The sequence below is a fragment of the Chlorobiota bacterium genome, assembly GCA_016710285.1.
Classification (GTDB): Bacteria; Bacteroidota; Ignavibacteria; order OLB7; family OLB7; genus OLB7.
Genome location: JADJXR010000001.1, coordinates 1,780,730 through 1,801,678, shown reverse-complemented (window position 1 = coordinate 1,801,678; position 20,949 = coordinate 1,780,730). Strand labels below are relative to the sequence as shown.

General features: G+C 57.0%; 16 protein-coding genes and 1 pseudogene. 9 read left to right on the top strand and 8 right to left on the bottom strand.

The genetic code is table 11. The features are described from left to right. The first annotated feature begins 12 nt into the window (after window positions 1-12). Window positions 13-2,802, top strand: coding sequence for a hypothetical protein (locus tag IPM61_06395; GenBank protein ID MBK8910941.1), 2,790 nt, complete (start codon window positions 13-15; stop codon window positions 2,800-2,802). 20 nt (window positions 2,803-2,822) lie between these two features. Here IPM61_06395 and IPM61_06390 read toward each other — a convergent pair. Together IPM61_06390 and IPM61_06385 are read right to left on the bottom strand one after the other, a co-directional pair. Next, window positions 2,823-3,275 (bottom strand): annotated as a pseudogene (locus IPM61_06390) (transposase). Continuing rightward, window positions 3,212-3,649 carry a transposase family protein gene (locus tag IPM61_06385; GenBank protein MBK8910940.1) on the bottom strand — a complete coding sequence of 146 codons (438 nt, stop codon included), beginning with the start codon at window positions 3,647-3,649 and terminating at the stop codon, window positions 3,212-3,214. The pseudogene IPM61_06390 and the gene IPM61_06385 overlap by 64 nt, the downstream one beginning before the upstream one ends. Window positions 3,650-3,699: 50 nt before the next feature. Between IPM61_06385 and IPM61_06380 the strand changes: the two genes are divergently transcribed. Beyond that, window positions 3,700-5,826, top strand: coding sequence for a T9SS type A sorting domain-containing protein (locus tag IPM61_06380; GenBank protein MBK8910939.1), 2,127 nt, complete (start codon window positions 3,700-3,702; stop codon window positions 5,824-5,826). 115 nt (window positions 5,827-5,941) lie between these two features. Here IPM61_06380 and IPM61_06375 read toward each other — a convergent pair whose 3' ends face one another. The 3 genes from IPM61_06375 to IPM61_06365 form a co-directional block, all read right to left on the bottom strand. Beyond that, on the bottom strand, window positions 5,942-6,442 hold the full coding sequence (locus tag IPM61_06375; GenBank protein ID MBK8910938.1) for a DinB family protein: 501 nt from the start codon (window positions 6,440-6,442) through the stop codon (window positions 5,942-5,944). A 50-nt stretch (window positions 6,443-6,492) separates the two neighbouring features. Then, the gene (locus tag IPM61_06370) at window positions 6,493-6,951 is read right to left on the bottom strand and encodes a DUF3224 domain-containing protein (protein MBK8910937.1); all 459 of its coding nucleotides are present in this window, start codon (window positions 6,949-6,951) and stop codon (window positions 6,493-6,495) included. Window positions 6,952-7,018: 67 nt separating this feature from the next. Further along, window positions 7,019-7,567: a DNA-3-methyladenine glycosylase I gene (locus tag IPM61_06365; GenBank protein MBK8910936.1), complete on the bottom strand. Its 549-nt coding sequence runs from the start codon at window positions 7,565-7,567 to the stop codon at window positions 7,019-7,021. 1,168 nt (window positions 7,568-8,735) lie between these two features. Here IPM61_06365 and IPM61_06360 point away from each other — a divergent pair. After that, window positions 8,736-12,239 (top strand): choice-of-anchor D domain-containing protein, encoded by a 3,504-nt coding sequence (locus IPM61_06360; GenBank protein MBK8910935.1) that lies wholly within the window; start codon window positions 8,736-8,738, stop codon window positions 12,237-12,239. Between the two features lie 24 nt (window positions 12,240-12,263). On the opposite strand, the gene IPM61_06355 is transcribed toward IPM61_06360, so the two are convergent. Next, a complete protein-coding gene (locus tag IPM61_06355) occupies window positions 12,264-14,231 on the bottom strand; it encodes a DUF2723 domain-containing protein (protein ID MBK8910934.1) in 1,968 nt (655 codons plus the stop codon). Window positions 14,232-14,300: 69 nt separating this feature from the next. Between IPM61_06355 and IPM61_06350 the strand changes: the two genes are divergently transcribed. From IPM61_06350 to IPM61_06325, 6 genes are all read left to right on the top strand, one after another. Next, complete coding sequence (locus IPM61_06350) at window positions 14,301-14,540, top strand: hypothetical protein (protein MBK8910933.1); 240 nt, start codon at window positions 14,301-14,303, stop codon at window positions 14,538-14,540. Window positions 14,541-14,563: 23 nt separating this feature from the next. Beyond that, complete coding sequence (locus IPM61_06345) at window positions 14,564-16,072, top strand: catalase (protein ID MBK8910932.1); 1,509 nt, start codon at window positions 14,564-14,566, stop codon at window positions 16,070-16,072. Window positions 16,073-16,237: 165 nt separating this feature from the next. Continuing rightward, window positions 16,238-16,822, top strand: a complete 585-nt coding sequence (locus IPM61_06340) for a hypothetical protein (protein ID MBK8910931.1) — start codon at window positions 16,238-16,240, stop codon at window positions 16,820-16,822. A gap of 131 nt (window positions 16,823-16,953) precedes the next feature. Then, the gene (locus IPM61_06335; GenBank protein ID MBK8910930.1) at window positions 16,954-17,637 is read left to right on the top strand and encodes an FkbM family methyltransferase; all 684 of its coding nucleotides are present in this window, start codon (window positions 16,954-16,956) and stop codon (window positions 17,635-17,637) included. A gap of 206 nt (window positions 17,638-17,843) precedes the next feature. Beyond that, window positions 17,844-18,263, top strand: a complete 420-nt coding sequence (locus IPM61_06330) for a hypothetical protein (GenBank protein ID MBK8910929.1) — start codon at window positions 17,844-17,846, stop codon at window positions 18,261-18,263. Between the two features lie 54 nt (window positions 18,264-18,317). Then, window positions 18,318-18,689, top strand: coding sequence for a hypothetical protein (locus IPM61_06325; GenBank protein MBK8910928.1), 372 nt, complete (start codon window positions 18,318-18,320; stop codon window positions 18,687-18,689). Between the two features lie 167 nt (window positions 18,690-18,856). Here IPM61_06325 and IPM61_06320 read toward each other — a convergent pair whose 3' ends face one another. Next, window positions 18,857-19,633 (bottom strand): uracil-DNA glycosylase, encoded by a 777-nt coding sequence (locus tag IPM61_06320; protein MBK8910927.1) that lies wholly within the window; start codon window positions 19,631-19,633, stop codon window positions 18,857-18,859. Then, entirely contained in the window at window positions 19,630-20,868 is a 1,239-nt protein-coding gene (coaBC, locus tag IPM61_06315; GenBank protein ID MBK8910926.1) for a bifunctional phosphopantothenoylcysteine decarboxylase/phosphopantothenate--cysteine ligase CoaBC, read from the bottom strand. The genes IPM61_06320 and coaBC overlap by 4 nt, the downstream gene beginning before the upstream one ends. Window positions 20,869-20,949 lie beyond the last annotated feature (81 nt).

Sequence of the window (20,949 nt, the reverse complement as noted above, 5' to 3'; positions counted from 1 at the left end):
GGAGTTCCATCCATGAAAACAACCAGAGTCGCTCGAAACCATCAACACCTCAGCACCGATCGGCAATCGCCACCGGGCAGACCTCGATCCCCTCAACGATTGCTTCACCCCTATTACAGCTGGCGCGGTGGAGCAATGCTCCTCTTGGTTGCCATGCTGCTGCTGCCCAGTCGAAGCAGTGCGCAAGCCCCGCTTGAGCGCATGTATGGTGTGGGAGATCAGGAGTTCATCATCGGTGCCTATCCGGCAACGCGCCATGCAAGCGATCGAATCTCGGAGTTATGGAATCTTTGGGATGCTTTAGGATTGACATTCCTGATTGACCCTTACGAGGGGAACCCTGCACGGATAGACAGTTTGGTCTGGTCGGCAGGGTCAACCCATCGCATGGTCATCACCGATGATGAGTTGAACAATGCTGGGTGGGGAAGGAATGTGCAGTTCTTCTTGTTCGACAGTGTCGAAACACCTTACATGGTCTGTAAATTCACCGCACGTTCCGGAGGAACATATCGGTTGAATCCTGAGCTGAATGGGTTTGTGAATTATCCACAGGAACGAGTCTATTCAACATCACACAACACGGTTGCCAACCAAGTGATTGCCGACCGGATTGTGTTCAATCATCGTCCTAGCCAACTCTATCGCTTCACCCCGTCGTGGATGATTCCCGAGTCCCGCGAGGACAGCATCCAGAATGCATGGCTCTTCTTGAACGACCACCGCTTCCGTTGGAACGACAGCCTTACCTATCTCGTCGCTACCGGACACCTGTTTGCTGATGGTGAATCTCAGCAAACCGATTCACTCTTCAAGGTGGAGGTTTTCTATGAAGTTGACCGAGGGAACACCTACTACAACAGTTCCGATTCTCTGGTCACTGCCACCGACAGCCTCTCCTTCCTTGCTGCTACCCGATTTATCACTAAAGCCGATTTTACTCCACCAGGAGCAAACCCCAACTACGATCTCTACCAGGAGGCTGTTTTTCCGTTAGACCTGAAGGTTTTGGCCAATGGCCAACGTGGACCACGCTATGAACGCACGACCTCGCAACGCCTCAATATCCGAGTAACGTGGCTTGGGGGCGAGCAAGTTGCCCTCCGTTCGATTGCTCTGCGGGATTCCTTGGGGCAACTCATGTTCGGACGAGGCGCAAGCCACGATGCCTACAAAGCCAGCCTCATGGATCGCGTACGGCGGTTCATCTTTGGTCCCAGCCTTAACCCTGATTCCTTGCGCCGCAAGATCATCGGCATCTACAGTGGCGAAGAACACATGGAATCAGAATATGCTGGCTATTTCAAGCTCGATAAAATGCTGCGCGACACCTTCAACTTCCTCAACCCTAACAACCCCAACCTCCGTGACAGCCTTCCACTATTCAGTGCGCAAAGCCACACCGGTGGACCCGATAAAGACCATGATATTAGCAGGCCGCAAGCGGTGTTGCAGGAAACTTACTTGAACTTGCTTCCTAACCCTAAGGATGGTATTCATACGTATTATCCTAACTCCTTCAACATCCCCTATGCTCATCTTCCAAGCATCGCAGAGCAGAACGGTGGGCGTTTCCATGTGCCATTGCTGCCGCTAACCGAGCAAGGCGTGGCTGATTATGAATTAACCTTGCAGTATGGGTTTTTAGGGTTCAATCAACCAGATTCTACCTATGCAAAAGAATATGTGCGACACCACATCGCATATAAGTTGGGAAAGCATGCACGCACCAGCAAGCGAACGGGGCGTCGGCTGATTATTGTACCAAGCCCCAATGCCGACATTCATTTTCCGATTGACCGAACCGTTACCCCTGCACGGTTGGACACGATGATTGGGCATATCCCTACGGCTGCCGAAACACGACTTCTCATTTCTATGGCCTTAGCCTACGGTGCAAAAGGGATCATCTATTGGTGGTATGGTGGTTATCAGAACTTTATTAACAAGTACGATAGCACAGCCCAACTATGGTGCAGCGAAGAACCCATGGGAGGAGGTTTCGGCCCATCGGGGTCACTGACTACTGATAGTTCCGAAGACGTTGTTTCATCGTTTACATTCACATCCTCTAACCATACACCACGGATCACTGTACCGAATCTGTATGTCGGGCGTGGCACTCGCTCCCGTGCCCTCAAGAAAGAAGTGCAGTGGCTACAAGACATCGGCCCAGAGATAGCACGGCTGAATTGGAAGAACACCTATAGTATTCATTACGCAACTCCACGAGCGAACACAAAAGATACCCAGTATGGGTTTGGCACGCGCCCGCTGCCAGCAAATGAGATCATTACCGAGGTCAAATCCTACAAGCTGAACGACACCACTGCCGACGCGCCGGAAGCAACCTATGTGGAGCTTGGGTTCTTCGACAAGAAAACAGGAACGACCAACGGACAAGCAGATTCAAAGAAGGACACCAATTATGTGTTTGTGGTGAACCGGCGGACGTTTGAACCACCAGATTATGGAACCCCTCTTAGTCAATCCCGCCGTGACAGCATGGTGGCGTTGGCCGGGAACCGCCGCATCCGGTTGAAACTCAATTTGTGGAGGTCCGGGGCCACCCAGTATGAGTTTGTTCAAGTTCGCGAAGTTGCCGCCGACACCACCCGCTTGGTTGGTGATTCTATCATCCGGCAACCAGTGAACGTCGTCGTCCCAGCCAACAATGGTTTTGTTGATGTTTTTATGAGACCTGGAGCAGGATCACTCCTTGAAATCACCTATCGTCAACCCGATGAAACGATGATTGCTGGGAAATTGGATTACAACAACCAACGAAAGCTCATCTATTAGACCTCTTTCAAAAGTAGTTTTCAAGGGAGTTCAAAATTATGGATGGCGGCGATGAGGTTGAATCTCATATCAAATCGCTTGCGACGATTTCGATATTTCTCCGCTATGATCTTGAACACCTTTAACCGACCAAACACATGCTCAATCACGATCCGCTTCCGCGAATGCTCACGATTCTCCTCCTTCTCCCAATCCCCTAATGCCACCCCCTTCCGCCGCTTGTGCGGCAACCATACGTTGCTCTGAATCTTCGATAACCCCAGATACCCCAAATCCGCTATCCAACAACTCCCACTCCCCAACAATCGCTTATACCCCCGACACACACACTGCTTCAATAACGCGAAATCATGCTGGCTTCCAACCCCAAACTCTGTCTTGAGGATCCGACGACTTCCCAACGCCATGGCTACCTGCGTCTTGATCGTGTGGCATCCACGCTTCCCGCTGTAGTACTCCCTTTGCTTTTTTTGGGCCGTTCAATCGGGCTTTCTGTCGCATCGATCACGATCACAGCAAACTCTGTCTCCCCGGCTCGCGGCTGCGGACGCTGCGGCAATTGAAACTCGTTGCTCTGGGTGAGTTCATCCTCCACTCGCCGAATGATCCGGCTACAGGTCGGTTCGCTGATCCCAAAATCCGCTGCAAGGTGATATTGCGCTCGATACTCACGCCAATACAGCAGCGTCAACAACAGCTGATCGGCCAACACCAGTTTCGGTGGGCGACCAAACTCTCGCCGTGCTGCACCAATGACCTTGAGCATTGCCTCGAAGGTCGTCGGCAACACACCCGTTAAGCGTCGAAATTGTTCCGGTGAACGATCACAAATCTCTGCGTAGCGCATCCTTCTTCCTTATGTTGGTTGACCCCAAACATAACCCGTTATCTAGACTTTTGAAAGAGGTCTATTGGAATGGGCGTTACTATGCCACCTACTATAAACTTCAATCGGTATTTGACCCTTGTTCTCCTCCCAGTCCACTGAACCCTGTCTCGAATTTGCACATCATGTTTCGTCGCTCTATTCCGGTTGATTCTACTGGCTCAATCCTATGGGAGCCGATTGAAGACACCGTTTCCAAGGATGGATGTGATATTCGCTATTTCAATATGCACCCATCTATCACCCTACGCCCGGGGACAGAGGGAGCAGTGACCGCCACGATAACATGGACAGCACATATCAAGGGGGACACCTTGGATACGTTGCATCGTGAAGTGCTGACACGAAGCGTTCGTTTAGACAGCACGCAGAACCGGACGTGGGGAATGATTGAGCATGTGGCATACTATCGTCGCTATGCTGCGGCAAACCCAACCTATACTCCACCAAACACCGAATGGGGTACCCCAGTCATCTGCCGATTGGATTCCGGATACATGTACGCCTGGAGCGATATTCAGCATGGTATTCGTGCACGTGTTCGCTGGCATAATCCTAACAACATTTGGCCAATCACCGGTCCGTTTTCGCAGATCTCTAATATCCACAAACTCCCAGGCATCTTACCGGGACGATTCCCTTCTCTACCGGCCTTTAGCCATATTGCAAGCCATGATTCCAGCTGCGGGTTATTGTGGTTGCAACCGATGCGTTCCCATGCAAGTGTACGGGTTCATTATCAACGATTGATTCAAACAAGAGCACCGTGGGGGCCAAGTGTAGCATCGGGTTCGGGCCTGTATCATTTAACGGGGCTCAATAATGAAGGTCCTTTCCACTATCCATCCATAGATCAAACGCAAGATGTGTTTCATCGCATTCAGGATGTTGCTGTGTGGGAAGAAATTGCTCCTGGAACTCGCAACCTCCGTATCCGGAGTCTTTATACCGACACGGCTAAACGAACATGGCAATGGGGCGAGCTGATATATAAATCTCGTAAGGACTCCGGATTCCTTTATCCCAGCATCGGCTCTCTCAATGATCTTACTGGCGTTCCATACCATGATAGCTTGAAAGCCTTTTTTGGTATCGCTTTTAAAACGGGAGGGGTCATGCGCCAAGCAACCTATCGGTACACAGAATCTCTGCGTAACAATACTGCCAACTTCTATACATATGGCGGACTACATGCTTCCAGTTCTGCATCGCCAGTCCGGCAAGTAAACCGATATGCCGTCATGTATGAAGCGAGTAGTGTCCTCCAATCCTCATTGCGAACTACGCGGCAATTTTTTGCTCGCCAACGCCCAACGGATTACATGGCACAAGGCCGCGAACTTGCTTTTGCATTGGAAGATTCTGGAGAGTGTGGCGTAAGGATTGAGATGTTCAATCCGTGGTATTCCAACGATAGCATCGCCGGGCCATTATCCATGGTGTTTCGTGATAGCACGGACCTCTTAGTTGATAGCCTACCACACGCCCATAGCTTGTTCCGCACTGCAAATTTTCAAAGCCATGATAGCACCCAGATTGGCCTTGAAGTTTTAGGGCGATTTATCGGTAGCGATACGAATGGACGAGAAGTTCGCGTTGTGGTGGAGTTAATGGATTCGGCCACAAGCACAGTGGTATCAAGGCTAGATAGCTTTGCGCTTTCTTCAACAGCCACGCTTCATGAAATAGCACTTGAGCCAGTGCTTGATTTGCTGTCAGGAACGTATTACCTGCGGATGAGGTTCGATACCGTCAATGCGGAGATACCACAGGCAGCAGGGGAATCACGGTATAACGTAGCAGAAATGATAGGTGAAATAGGAGATGATGGCACATTAGCTAAGCGTCTCCGTCGTGAGGGGGATGCGACCACTGCCGAAGCACGCATCTCCGCGCAGCCAAACCCATTCACAGCGACGACGGAAGTGCGGTTCAGCATTCCGGTTTCTGGCACCGCAGCGGTGCGGGTGTTCGACCCGTTGGGTCGTCCGGTAGCGGAAGTGGTTCCGGAGCAATGGATGGAGGTAGGCCGCTACGCGGTGGAGTTCGATGGAAGCGGTTTGCAGCCAGGGACCTATCTGATAGAGTTGATGCTTGACCAACGCCGCGTGGTCCAGAAATTGGTGCTGGTGCGGTAAGCGGAGGTGAGTAGAAAAGCAATCAACAACACACCAGCCGCCGCAGAATTTTCCCTTCTGTGGCGGCTGGATTTTAGGTGTTGGTGGTGGGGGAGGGGGGAGAAAAGGAGAAGCACTACTGCAATGCCGTCATCCCCATCGCTTCCCATTCTTCCTTCGATGGGCCATAGACCCCGGGGACTTTCAGCCCGGCTTGGCGCATCAGCACCGTCATCTGGCCGCGGTGGTGGGCTTGGTGGGCAATAAGCGCGTTCAGCGAGTACCCTTTGGTCCAATCTTCGCCGTACATCTGCACTTTGTCCAGCAGTTCTTCATCGGACCAGTGCGCGCCAATCTGCTCGGCAACGGAGTTCGCGGCAAGCTGGTACGCTGCCGAAATTTCTTGCGCGCTTTGCGGGGCCGGCTGGCCATGCTGCGCCCCCTCAATCGTTAGCCCTGCGTTTCCAGGAAGCTCCGTCAGCGTTAGGGTGATGTGCCACGCAAGGTCGCGCAGCGTTCTTCCTTCGGAATAGACCTGCTGGTCAAGCGACTGGTCGGTAAGGTTGTTCAGCACCTTCAGCGTTGCTTCCGATTCGTACTTCCACTGGTTCAAAAAGTCGTTAGTGTTGCGAAACATGGTTGTGGTTGGTAGATAGTGTTGGTTATGAGTATGATGCCCGCCGCCAGTCATTGGTCGGCTGCGGCGGCGTGATTGTTTTCGGATAGACCCAAACGGTAGTTGAACGTGATCTCCATCGTGCGCCCATGCCCTGCGCCGTACTGAAACCACCCTTCCAACCCCTTAAGCTCCCCCGTTCCCGAGCCGGGAACAACCTCCACACGGTTGTTGGCAACCCCATCGGCGTAACGCCCGGCATGGCGCAGGATAACGCTGCCCAAACGCCCCTCAACGCTGCCAACAATTCGCTCCTGGCCAACAAAATCGGCCGAGCCGTCGGCGTGATAGATCATCAGATGCTCGACGGTGGATTCCCCTTGAATCCCCCCCTCGTAGCGTTGCTTCACCGTTGCTCGCGAAAGCCGAACTCCATCGCTTTCGCCATCGTAGATTTCCTCCTGCCAATCCGTAATCTGGATGGTGGATGCGACCTGCGTTTCGCCTGGCCATGATTGCTGTGATGTCATGGATTCGTTGGTTATTGTTGAAGTAGGTTGCGTTCGGTCCAATGCGTCAGTCATCATCGTTCGCCCGTTATTTTTTTCGCATCCAAGCCGGGCCAAGCTGTTGGATTTTGGCATAGACCGGGCAGTCGGGATCATGCGTTCCGGGAAGGTAGCCGGTGCTCATCAGAAACTCGTTGACGATCTCACCACCGGTGAACAGGAACGTCTTTTTGAACAGCCCTGTCCAGCCTTCGCGGCTTAGGGGGTGGTGGTGGTCCAGCCACGCGGCAAAGGACCCGAACTCCTGGCGAATGCGGACCAGCCGCCGTGCGTTTTCAATGGCGGCGTTCACCTTCAAGCGGTTGCGGATGATGCCCGGGTCGGCAAGCAATCGCTCGCGGTCGCGGTCATCGTAGGCGGCAACGCGGTCCAGGTCGAATCCGTCGTAGGCGTGGCGGAAGCTCTCCTGCTTTTTCAAGATTGTCAGCCAGCTTAAGCCTGCTTGGTTGATCTCCAGAATCAACCGCTCGAACAGCTCCGAATCGCTCCGCAGCGGGAATCCATACTGGTGGTCGTGATACCGAACGTGCAGCGGGTCGGCTGCGGGAACGGTGCGGACGTAGGTGCAATAGGTCATTGGCGCGGAAGCAATGTGAGCAATGATGCAGTCCCTTGTTGACTTCGCTGCAAAGCTATCCCCCCCAACTGACAACGGTATGTCAGGAGAACACCATCGCCAAAAATTTCTCTGCTTTTTTTGATTGCATGGGAAGCCACTCCAATGATAAGTTGTTCCCCGTCTGCGTGCCGTTTTGTGCCACCGTATTCGTGTTGAACATCATGCGTTTTTTACGGCTTGTGCCCCTCCTTCAATCGGTTCTGCTGGCAGCGGGATTGCTGCTGGCCAGCGTTGCTTCGGTCCAATCGCAAGCCATGAATTGGACCCAACTCCCAGGCATCACCGCCCCCGTTCCCGACCTTTACTCCGTCCATTTTTTCGACCGGGATACCGGCTTCGTTTGTGGGAAAAGTGGAACATCACCTGAGGTGGGACGGCTGTATAAAACGGAGAACGGTGGCAACTCCTGGGCGGCCGTGACGCTCCCCGGCACGCCCGGCGCGCTGAACGACATCTTCTTCCTTCCCAACAGCAACTTCGGCGTGGTGGTTGGCGACGGCACGTACATTGCCACCACCACGGACCGCGGCGCAACCTGGACCCAGCAAACGGTGGCGGTGGCGGAATGGCCAAACGGTGGGGATATCAATGGGGTGATGTTCACCAATGCCAGCGATGGGTTTGTTGTGGGGAAGGTTGCCGGCGGCGGGAACGGCCCCCGCTTTGCCCGCACCACCAATGGCGGGGTGACGTGGACCAACGTGCCGCAAACCGGCGCGGCCAACACCTTGTATGATCTTGACTTTTTCACGGCAGCGCGAGGGGTGGTGATTGGAACCGGAAACCCACCGCGCAAGTCGGCAACCACCGATGGCGGGGTGACGTGGGAACCCAACGCCACCATCCCCCCAAGCGTGGGGTCCAGCATCAGTTTTTACGGGGTTGATGCAATCCCCGGAACAGGGACCGCCTTTGTTTCAGGGGGGAAGGTTGTGCTGCCAGGGACGCTCTATCCCGAAATCCGCAAGACCACTGATTATGGCGCAACATGGTCCCAAACCTCCCTGAGCGGAAGCGGAACGGGCTACACCAACCCAGCCAGCGACATCCTTGTGGTAAGCCCGCAAATTTTGCTGGCTTCGGGGCGGAATGCAACGCTGTACAGCAGCACCAACGGCGGCGTTTCGTGGGGACCGAGGCACTTCCGGCGGGGGTTGGGACGGCGGACCTTCGGAAGTTCAGCATCACCCCCGACGGCACGATTTATCTGGTGGGAACAAGCAGCACAATCCTTACCCATCGCGGGGCCGCAAACGCCACCTTCAACCGCGACACCGTGTACTTCGACACCCTGTGCCCGGGCCAACAGAAAACCATCTCCATCAGGATTGGAAACACCGGGACCGGCACGCTGAAAATTGATTCGGCAACGATGCTGCTGGCTCAGCAAAACTGGCTGCTGTTCGGCTACAAACGGAACGGCGATAAGGTCCAGCCTGGGGAAACTGACTCGGTGATGGCAATCGTCACCGCCGCACCGCAAACGCCCCCGGGACGCTACGAAGCCTACCTCCGCATCTACACCAACGATGAGGACCGCACCGGGGCCGACACCGTGAAAGAAATCCCGCTGATCGTCTTCGTTCCGGAAAAAACGTTGGCCAACACCGCCGCCGCAACGCTGGTGGATGTTGGAACCGTGCGGCTTGGCCAATCCAGCAACACCACGCTGGACACACTGCTGAAAAACCTCTCACCTTGCGAACTCAACGTTGATTCAGTCCGGTTTGCTCGGGGGGATGATTTCGGGGTTGCAACGCCATCCGGCGGGGAAGTTGTTGCGGGATGGGCGCGGCTTTCGGTTGGGATTCGGTTCGCGCCGCAAGCCCCCTGCCGCCGCCACGATACATTGCTGGTGTATCACAACGGGGTTGGGTCCCCAACGCGGGTTCCGGTTACGGGGAACGCCACCGAGGTTGCCTTCCACTCCACCCCGCCCGACACGCTCGACTTCGGCACCGTGGAAATTCTTACCTCCGCTTCCGCTTCGGCGGCCATTGGCAATCGCAAGGCCAACACCTGCCTTGACACACTGCGGGTAAGCAGCTTCAGCAAAGCGGGGCCGAACGCGGCGGAGTTCACCACTCCGTTTGGTATCGGTCCCACGCCGTTGCTTCTGCGGCCCGATTCCGACACCTCCATCACCTTCACCGCAACGCCAACCGCAGCGGGAAGGCGTGTTGCCTACGCCATGTTTACTCACGACGGGGCAATCGCACCCGACACCGTGGTCCTTGTTGTTCGCGGGGCGTTGCCGCAGTTGGGGACGGCAAGCGATGAGATCGTTTTCCCGCTAACTCCATTGAACACCCCGCACGACACCGCCGCCCCCGACTTCCTTCGCAACCTGAGCAGCAACGTGGTGACGGTCACCAAAGCAACCATCACCGGGGCCAACCCGGGGGCGTTCAGTTACACCGACGCGGCAACGTTCACCATTGCCAGCAAGGCCAACCGCGCGCTGGCGGTGCGATTCCAACCAACCGGCCCGCTTCCGCCAAACGGACGCTACGAGGCGTTGCTGACGCTGGAAACAAACGTCGCAATCCCCATGGAAATTCGGCTGGTGGGGACTTCGGGAAGTGAGATGATTGGCGTGGCGGGGACCGAGGTTCAGTTTGCCGCAACCCCGGCCAACAGCTGCCGCGACACACTGCTGCAACGGTTCATCCGGAACGCCGGGACGCTTCCGCTTCGGATCTATCGCCTCACCATCGCCCCCGATCCCGCTGGCGTGGCGGCGGACGTTGCGGCGTTTACGGTGGTTGCCCCAATCATCCCGGCGCAAGGGTTGGTGGTCCCGCCCGGGGACTCCATCGCCGTGACGCTGCGGTTCTGCCCAAACCGGATTGGCGACCTTTCGGCACGGCTGGAAATTGAGTCCGGAGCCGAGCCACCGGCTGGGTTCGTGACGCTGCGCGGGACCGGAATCCCGAACCAGTTGACCGATGTTGACTCCATCGAATTCCCCCCCACCCGCGTTGGCCGAACCAGCCAGCGTTCCATCTCGCGGTTCATCGTCAACCGGGCTGCGGTGCCGGTCCGGGTTGACTCAATCAGCATTGCCGGGACCGATGCTGCGGGGTTTGTGGCAATCGGACCCGCGCCGCCGTTTTTGGTTGCGGCTGGGGGGGACACTTCCATCACGGTCCGCTTCCAACCAACGCACCGTGGCCGCCACGATGCTCTGCTGAACTTGTTCACCTCCGTCGGGCCGGTCAGCGTGCGGATTGGCGGGCGGGGGGTGTATCCATTGCTGGAAATTGTTGCGGCGGACCCCGCGCCCGTTCGCCAGCGGATTGGCCGCCAGCGCAGGCTTGGCTATGCGGTGCGGAACGTGGGGGACGACACCAGCACCATCAGCCGCGTGGCAATCGCAACGTCCGCCAGCTACGGCAATCCGTTGCTTCCCGCGGTGCCGGCAATCATTCCCCCGGGCGACTCCATCCAATTCAGCATTGATTTCGCCCCAACAACCCTTTGCGAGCAAAGCACCACAATCCAACTGAATGGCGAAGGAATCCAGAGCTACTACACCCTGGCCGACACGGCATTGCCGATCACGGCGCTGGGGGTTGCTCCGGTGGTGGTGCATCATGCCGACACCATCCATTTTGGCGCGGTGGCGGTTGGGGGATTTCGCGATTCGGCAATGGCCGCGCTGATGCTGAACGGCGACACCCTTTCGGTGCGCGCCATCTGCCTTGACGCGACCGTGCTCGATTCGGCAATCATTGCCGGAAGCGACGCGGCGGCGTTCACCGTGACGCTTCCCGCGCCGCAACAGCTTCCCCAAACCATGCCTGCCGGGTCCGCGCTGCCGGGGGCAATCCGTTTTGCACCGCTTGGCGAAGGGGCCATCCGTGCCGATCTCTATCTCTATTTCGACGGCAACCGTGACTCCGTTCGGCAGATTGTTCTGCTGGCCACCGGGGAGCAAGGGCTGAAAGCGAATTTGGGGCGGGGGGCGATTATCAAGCCGCGCCAAACGATTGCCGTGCCGATCATCATCGAAGGTGACGTTTCCGCGCTTGGCGTGGACACGATGGAGCTTGCCATTTCCTACCGCAACTCCATCCTGGACGCACGCGCCGTGACGGCAACAGCGGCGGGGCTAACCGCCACCGGGGCAATGGGCCACAGCGGCAGGACCGGAACGGTGGCGATAACGCTGGCGGGTTTGCGTGGGTTTGGCGGGGGGGAAGCGGCGGTGGTGGAGTTCGGGGTGCTGCTGGGGGATTCGGTCAGCACGGTGGTGCGGTACGATTCCATCATGGTTCCGCGCCGACCCGGGTTGCGGGTTGTGGCCACCCCCACCACGCTGACCTACGCCGATGAATGCGGAATCCGCAGCAGCCTTGTTGGGAATGGAGGATTGCTGAAAGTGGTGGAAGGTCCCAATCCATCGGACCAAAACTTCACGATTGAGTATCAGATTCCCGCCGATGGCCACGCGACGCTTGCCATTTACAACGCCGCCGGAAGCCACGTGGCGCGCCTTGCCGAAGGGACTTTTACCAGCGGAACGTACCGAGCAACGTTCCCCACGGCCAGCCATGCCGCCGGCCTTTACTACTGCGTGCTGCAACTGGCGGAGCGGAGCGAAACGGTTGGGTTAGTGGTGCGGTGATGCCGGCCAACGGATTGCCGAATATCACCCCCCGCCATTTCCACCGCCCCCCACGTTTGCCCGCAGCTGGCGGTAGCTTCGTATCACCCGAAGCACCCCTTCGCGGTTGGTAAGGGGCAGGGGGGGAACGTCCGATTCGCGGATGTTGGGGTCGAACGTCAGGGCGTAGCTGATGTAGGAATCGGCAACGGCGCGGCGGCCATGCAAGGCTTCGTAGTTGGCGCGGTACAGCATGCTGACGGTGTACATCTCATGGATATTCATCACGTCGGCATCCACGCGCCCAACCCACGGGCGGAAGTTGTAGCGGACCGACCGCTGCGGCAGATACGAGGTGTCGAACCGGAGCACAAACGCCAAGTAATATGGAACCCGCTGGCGGCGCGGGGCAATCAGCGTATCCACCTCCAACGTCACGCAAACGGGGCGGGTGCGCATCGCCCCTTCCACAATAGCATTCACCATCCGGTAGAACGCCCGCTGCGCTTGCAAGGCATCCTGATAGCTCAGCTTATCCACCCGTTCGGCACGTTCGCCAAGCCGCAGATATTCTTGAATCTCCCGCACGGCAAGGCGCGCAAGCTCAGGGCGGCGTTTCTGGAAATACTCCAGATATGCCGCGCTGCGGAGCAGGTTCGGGTTCAGCACCGTGACATCGGGCCGGACAGATTCCACCTCCTGCAAATAGTAGGAAGGGGAGACCAGATAATCCCAACGGGTGGAGAGCAGGAAGGCGTTGCGCGGGAGGGTCTGCAGGACGTTACGGGAGTAATCTTCGGCAAGGGTGTTGCCCCGCTCGTTGCTCCAGCCGAAGTTCATGGCGCAGGTTGCGGCGGCCATGGCTGCGGCAACGGCAAGGGTGGCGGTGCGTCCAATCGTGCGGCGCAGCGCAAGCATCCCCGCCGCCGTGCAGAAGCCGATTCCGAACATCGCCGTCAGGTAGAACGGCTCAATCTCCTTGATGGCAAACTGCCCGGCGTAGATCACCCCGGCAAGGATCGTCAGCAGCGCCACCACTGCCAGCGGCCAGCTTCGGCGGAACAGGAAAACCACCCCAACCACCGCCACCACAATCCCGATATACCCAAGCTCGCTTGGCAACTTCCCAAAGAAGAACCCGCTTTGCGCAACGAACACCTTCCATCCGCTAAGCATATACCCTTGGAACTGCGCACCGGTGATGTAATCCACCAACCGCCCCAGCGTGTTCACCGCCCCCATGCTGACCGCAGGGGTTCCTGCCGAGGCCAACATCAGGTAGAAATAGGGGAGAAGCCCAAGCAGGAAGAAGGGAGCAAGGAAAAGGAATCGGAGGAACGCCCGGGCGTTCACGCCAAGCCGGTAGAAGTACCAAAACAGAAACGCCGGGGCCAGCAGAACCATCATTAAATGGGCGGTGAAGGCCAGCCCCAACATCCCCGCAAACCAAGCCCCGCCGGTGCTGAAGCCAACGCGCTGGCTGGCGGCTTGCTGGTCCACATATCGCAGGAACAGCAGCGTCACAAGCGGAAGCAAGGCCGCAAACAGCGAGTACGCCTCGAACCCATTCCCCTGGCCCCACCACGTTGCGGTGAAGCCAGTAAACAGCGCGGCAAGGCCAGCATACACGTTGGTTGGCTCGCGACCTTCGGCGGTGTGTTCCTCCACGTTATTCAGAACGCGGAGCAGGTGGGAGAAAAGAAGGGAAAGGGCAGCAACGCCCGCAGCGGTAAGCAGCGCGGCAAGGATGTTCAGCCCCAGCACTTGGCGCACCGGAAGGATGGCGGTGAAGAGCTTCCCCAGCAGGATAATCGTTGGATAGCCCGTTGGATGGGGAACGCCAAGCGTGGCCGCCGCCGCCGCCATTTCCCCCTTGTCCACAAACCCGAACGTGAGGTTCATGGTAAGCAGATAAAGGGCCAACGAAAGCACCGCAGCAACAGACGCAACAAGGCGTGGGGAGGGGTGGGTAGCCGAAGGGGAAAAGGAAAAACCAGCAGTTGTTGGAAGCATTCTGCGTAATGGTTGAAGGCTTGTGCGCCGGTGCCAAGCAAGGCAGGATTGGGCGGCGGCTGCCGGGAAATGCTCCGGCAGAAACCGCCCCACGGCAACGCCGCAAAAGTTAGCAATTTTACTTCCAAAGAGTTTGCTGCCGGGTCCAGCAAAAACGCCACGACCATTGCCGGCCCCAATTCCACTATCAGAATTATCAATTTGCTTGATACGCCCCCTATCCTGATGTTTGCGGTGCGGCTGGCGTACTGGCTCCTTTGCGTGCCTTCCTCATCAACGTCGCGCAACCGCAATCTTGAACGCTTATAACTTCTCAACACGGAGCAGGAACAATGGAACAGAACGGCGATTCCAAAAAACTGACCACGGCCAGCGGCAGGCCTTACGTGGAACACGAAAACAGCATGACCGCCGGACCACGCGGCCCCATCTTGATCCAGGATTATATCCTCCATGAAAAGATGGCCCACTTCAACCGCGAGCGAATCCCGGAACGGGTGGTCCACGCAAAAGGGTCCGGAGCCTACGGGACCTTCACCGTTACCAACGACATCAGCCAGTACACCCGCGCCAAGCTCTTTAATCAAATCGGGAAGCAGACCCGCGTCTTCCTCCGATTCTCCACCGTGGGTGGCGAAAAAGGGAGCGCCGATGCCGAACGGGACCCACGCGGTTTTGCCCTGAAGTTTTACACCGAAGATGGCAACTGGGACCTTGTTGGGAACAACACCCCGGTGTTTTTCATCAAGGACCCCAAGAAGTTCAGCGACTTCATCCACACCCAAAAACGGGATCCACACACCAACTGCAAAAGCCCCACAATGGTGTGGGATTTCTGGAGCTTGAACCCCGAAAGCCTTCACCAGGTGATGATCCTGATGTCCGACCGCGGAACCCCGCTGACCCACCGCCACATGAACGGATACGGGAGCCACACCTTCTCGATGATTAACGATAAGAACGAGCGGTTCTACGTGAAATTCCACTTCAAGACAATGCAGGGAATCAAGAACTTCCTGGATGCCGAAGCGGTGGAGATGAAAGGGAAGGACCCGGACCACGCCCAGCGCGATTTGGTGGCTTCAATCGCCGCGGGCGACTTCCCGAAGTGGGCGCTGAAAATCCAAGTGATGCCCGAGGCCGATGCCAAGAATTACCGCTGGAACCCGTTCGACCTCACCAAAGTCTGGCCACATGGCGACTACCCGCTGATAGATGTTGGCGTGCTGGAGCTAAACGAGAATCCCGACAACTACTTTGCGCACGTTGAGCAATCGGCGTTTGCGCCGGCGCACATTGTGGACGGCATTGGATACTCGCCCGATAAAATGCTGCAAGGCCGCTTGCTCAGCTATCCCGATGCGCACCGCTACCGCCTGGGGACCAACTACGAGCAGATTCCGGTGAACCGCTGCCCGTTTGCCGTCAACAACTACGAGCGCGACGGCTACATGCGCGTTGATGGAAACGGCGGAGCAAGCCCGAACTACTGGCCGAACAGCTTCGACAACATCACCATTGACCCAAGCTACAAGGAGCCACCGATGGAGCTTGACGGCCTTATCGCCGACTGGTACGACCGCAACGCGCCCGGCGAGGACGACCATTACACCCAACCCGGGAACCTGTTCCGGCTGATGGATGAGCAGAACCAGCGGAACACCATCAGCAACATCGTTGGGGCAATGAGCGGGATTGAAGGGCCGAAGCGCGACCAGATTATCCACCGCCAACTGTGCCACTTCTTCCGCGCCGATGTGGGCTTGGGGATGGGCGTTGCCGCAGGGCTTGGGGTGGACGTTAGCGCGTTTGCGGAGATGATGCCGGCACAGCCAGCGTAATCGCTCAACAGATTTTTTTTGAGAGTTGTGGAACAGGGAAGCCCCAATGCTGGGCTTCCCTGTTGTATTTTGGCCGCCGGTTTGTTGGAACGGGCCATGCACGCACCGCCCTTCGGCAACCGCCACGCACGCACACACACGCACAACAGTAAGGACAAGGCCACAATGAATTATCCGCTGAAACTCTCGTTCAAGATCGTCGCGCTGTCGCAGAAGATGAGCGTTACCGATGCGACCGGAGCATTGGTCTGCTTCGTAAAACAGAAAGCCTTCAAGCTGAAGGAAGCCGTCACGGTTTTTGCCGACGAAGCGATGACCGAGCCGCTGTACAAAATCAACGCCGACCGCGTGTTCGATTGGTCCGCCAAGTATCACTTCACCAATGCCGACGGAACAGCCATTGGCTTTATCCAACGCGAGGGGCGCAAGTCACTTTGGAAAGCCTCCTACAAAATCAACGATGGCACCGCCGAGGTGATGAGCATCAAGGAGGAGAATCCGTGGGCGAAATTCTTCGACGCGTTGTTGGGTGAGCTTCCGATCATCGGGATCTTCACCGGGTATCTGTTCCATCCATCCTACCTTCTTTCCCGCACCGATGGCACCGAGCTGGTTCGGATCACGAAGCAACCGGCTTTCTTCGAAGGGAAATTCAACATCGAAAAACTGGCCGACATGACCCCCGAGGAGGAGCTTCGATCCTTGCTTGGCTTGATGATGATGGTGCTGGTTGAGCGTTCGCGCGGGTAATCCCGGAACGGCAGGAATATCGAAAGCAAACCATGGCGGAAGGGTGATGGATTCTTCATTGAGCCATCACCCTTTTTCCAACCTGATAGGCAGGTATCGGGCAATCACATAACAGAGAGCGAGTTGGAAGAATGCGAGAATTGTTCAAGCGAATTCAAAGGGCCGGCATCGGGATTGAGCACGCCTGCGAGGTTGGGGTCTATTTGCCGGAATCATCGAACATCCTGGAGTTTCTGCAGCTTGGGATACGGGGCACCTTGGTGGAGGCAAACCCGGAGGTGGTGGAGAAGATTCATCTCTATTTCGCGGGGCGGGCGGACGTTCGGATTTACCCCTACGCCGTGTGGGATAGCGATGGTGAGATCACCCTTGCCCGTGCGAAATCCTCAACCTTTGTGGCCGCGCTTGGCAGCAGCCCCGCGCTGAAAAACGACAACTACACCATTGCCGAGAACAACAGCTTCACCGTTCAGTGCCGAACCTTCTCGCGGATTGACGATGGCACGATTGACCTGCTAAGCATTGATATCGAAGGTGCCGATTGGTACGTGCTGAAGCATCTGGTTAGCAGGCCCAAAGTGATCTCGGTGGAAACGCATGGCAAGTACTACGTCAACCCATTTCTTGATTCCATCACCAGTTGGATGGAGCGCGAAGGCTACGTTGCTTGGTACAAGGATGGAAGCGACACCATCTACGTGCGCAAAGGCTTGATAACGCTGCGGCTAACCGACCGACTGGCGTTGCGCAGCCGGAACCTGCGCCTTGCAATGCGGCGCGCCAAAGGGAAGTTGAAGCGGCTGGCTCGATTCTGAAAGCAAGCAGCCAGCGGAAGCCCCGGCACGCAGATGGAGGGTTCGCAACAATCCGAGTGGAGTAAAAAAAAGCCGGGGCGATTGCAATCGCCCCGGCAACGTCTTCTGCTGAAGATACTTTCCCACCAGCTTCGCAGCCGATAGGGATTATTTCTTCTTTGCAGCTGGTTTTGCGGCTGGCTTGGTAGCCGTCTTCGCAGCAGGCTTTGCTGCGGATTTGGCTGCCGGAGCAGCGGCTTTCTTGGCTGGGGCCGCAGCCTTCTTGGCTGGTGCTGCCTTTGCTGGTGCTGCCTTTGCTGGTGCAGCAGCTTTCTTGGCTGGTGCTGCCTTTGCCGGAGCCGCAGCCTTCTTTGCTGGTGCTGCCTTTGCTGGTGCAGCAGCTTTCTTGGCTGGTGCTGCCTTTGCCGGAGCCGCAGCTTTCTTCGCTGGTGCTGCCTTTGCTGGTGCAGCAGCTTTCTTGGCTGGTGCTGCCTTTGCCGGAGCCGCAGCTTTCTTCACTGGTGCTGCCTTTGCTGGAGCAGCCTTCTTCGCCGGAGCTGCTTTCGCTGGTGCGGCAGCCTTCTTGGCTGGTGCTGCTTTCTTTGTTACTGCGGCAGCAGCTTTCGCATCCATTCCCGTTGACTTGATGTCGGTACGGCGAGCGGAAGCGGTTCCTTTTTTTGCAGCGGCTTTCTTCGCTGGTGCTGCCTTTGCTGGGGCCGCAGCTTTCTTGGCTGGTGCAGCAGCCTTCTTCGCCGGTGCAGCAGCTTTCTTGGCTGGCGCTGCCTTTGCTGGTGCAGCAGCCTTCTTCGCCGGTGCAGCAGCTTTCTTGGCTGGTGCTGCCTTTGCCGGAGCAGCAGCTTTCTTGGCTGGTGCTGCCTTTGCTGGTGCAGCAGCCTTCTTCGCTGGTGCAGCGGCTTTCTTGGCTGGCGCAGCCTTTGCCGGAGCAGCAGCTTTCTTGGCTGGTGCTGCCTTTGCTGGTGCAGCAGCTTTCTTCGCCGGTGCAGCAGCTTTCTTGGCTGCTGGTTTTGCAGCAGCCGCTGGCGCAGCAGGTTTCGCTGCTGCTTTCTTAGTTGTGGCCATAATGGTCTCCAGAAAAATGGTTATGAATCCCTTACTTGATCGTGCCAACGGCCTTGGGCCGACCAAGCCTTATCCACGAATAGCTTATCCCGGTTAGCCCCTGCGTTGCCGCAGAAGGTTGGGGCATAAGCTGTTGTAGCCATTGAGAATAATGGGGTTATTGCTTCGCGTCGTTTTCGGTTGATTTCCATTCATCATAAAGCCGACGCAGGAGCTGGACATCTTCCCATGTGGAGCGTTTCCACTGTGGGTTGCGAAGCAGTGCCGCTGGGTGATACGTCACCACCATAGTGATACCGAAATAGTCATGAACGCTGCCACGCAATTCTTTCATCGTGGCCTTCCGATTCAATAGCGACAGGGCTGCGGTAAGCCCCACCGCCAGAATAAATTTGGGCTTGATTAAATCAAGTTGCTTGTACAAGTATGGGATGCACTGCTCAACCTCGGTCCGCTCCGGCGTGCGGTTTCCCGGCGGGCGGCTTTTGATGATGTTCGCGATATAGACATCATCGCGGCTGAAGTTGATCGCCGCCAGAATCTTGGTAAGCAGTTGCCCCGCCGCGCCAACAAATGGTTCCCCCGAAGCATCTTCGTCGGCACCGGGTGCCTCGCCAATCACCACAACATCGGCGTTTGGGTTCCCCGTGCCGAACACCAGCTTGTTCCGCGTTTTGCCAAGCGGACATTTCTGGCAGCCGCAGATCATTTGCTTCATCAAATCAAGGGATGGAGCATGAACCCATTCCTCGTTCACCGCTGCAAGCTGTTCCGCAAATCGCGATGCCGGCAATCCAGCTTCTTCGGGTTGCACCGCACTGCCGGATGCTTCGGCCACTGCTTGGCCACGCTTGCCACGGATGATGTCGCCAAACAACGCATCCTGCTGCTTGGCAAACTGCCGCACCTCTTCTTTCAATGATTGGTGCTTCATGGAGTAGCCGCGCCAGTAGTGGATCGTGCGGGAAGCAGTTCGGTGGCCGCGTCAAGGATTGCGGCGGCGCACTGGCGCTTGCTCATCATCGGCAGCGGCTGCTGGGTTCCGCGCCCCACAATCGTAATCCGGTTGGTGTCGGCCCCGAACCCTGCATTGGCTTCGGTGGCTGGGTTGGCAACCACCAAATCGCAGTTCTTCTCAACCAGTTTTGCTTGCGCCGATTCTATCAATCCCTCGGTCTCCAACGCAAAACCAACCAGCACCTGCGCGGCGTGCTTCCGTTCGCCAACCGAGCGAAGGATGTCGCGCGTTGGGCGGAGTTGGATTTGCATTTCCGCTTCGCTCATCTGGCGGCGTTTCAGTTTCTGCTGGGCGGTTTGTGTGGGGGTGAAATCGGCAACCGCTGCGGCGGCAATGATGATGTCGGCATCGTCGCTGCAAGCATCAACGGCAACGGCCATCTGGTCCGCCGTGATAACGTGAACAACGTCCACCCCCACCGGCTGCGGAAGGGATGTTGGCCCGCTAATCAAGGTGACGTGCGCGCCCCGGTCCCGCGCTTCCTCGGCCAGCGCGTATCCCATTTTTCCCGAGGAGTGGTTGGCGATAAATCGAACTGGGTCAATCGGCTCATGCGTGGGTCCGGCGGTGATCAGCACCCGCCGCGACTGCAAGGAGGAGGAGCGCGCAAAGTATGCGGCGATGTGGTCGGCAATCTCTGTCGGCTCGGCCATTCTTCCCGGTCCGGTCAGCCCGCTTGCAAGCTCACCTTCCCCAACCGGGATCACCTCAACACCAAAGGAGCGCAAGGTTTCAAGGTTGCGGTGGAGCGCGGGATACTGGTACATGTCGGTGTCCATTGCCGGGGCAACAAACAGCTTGCCACGCAGCGCGGTGGCGATTACTGTCAGTGCGTTGTCGCTGATTCCAGCAGCCAACTTGGCGATGGTGGAGGCGGTGGCAGGGGCAATCACCATGGCATCGGCCCACAGCCCCCAATCAATGTGCCAAGAACCGCTTGCTGGCTCGGTGCCAGGTGCTGGGAACATGTTCAGTGCAACGGGATATTTGGCAAGTGAGGCGAAGGTGAGGGGGGCGATGAAGTGAGAGGCGGCGGGGGTCATCGCGACCCTGATAGTGGTGCCGCGTCCAACAAGCTCTCGCGCAAGGACTGCTGCTTTGTATGCTGCGATGCTGCCAGTTACCCCGATGATAATGTTCTTTCCGATCAGAGTTTTAACCTCATGGTATGAACGAATTGGCGCGAAGATATGAAAAGGAAAAACGTGATTGTATGATAACTCCGTTTGCGA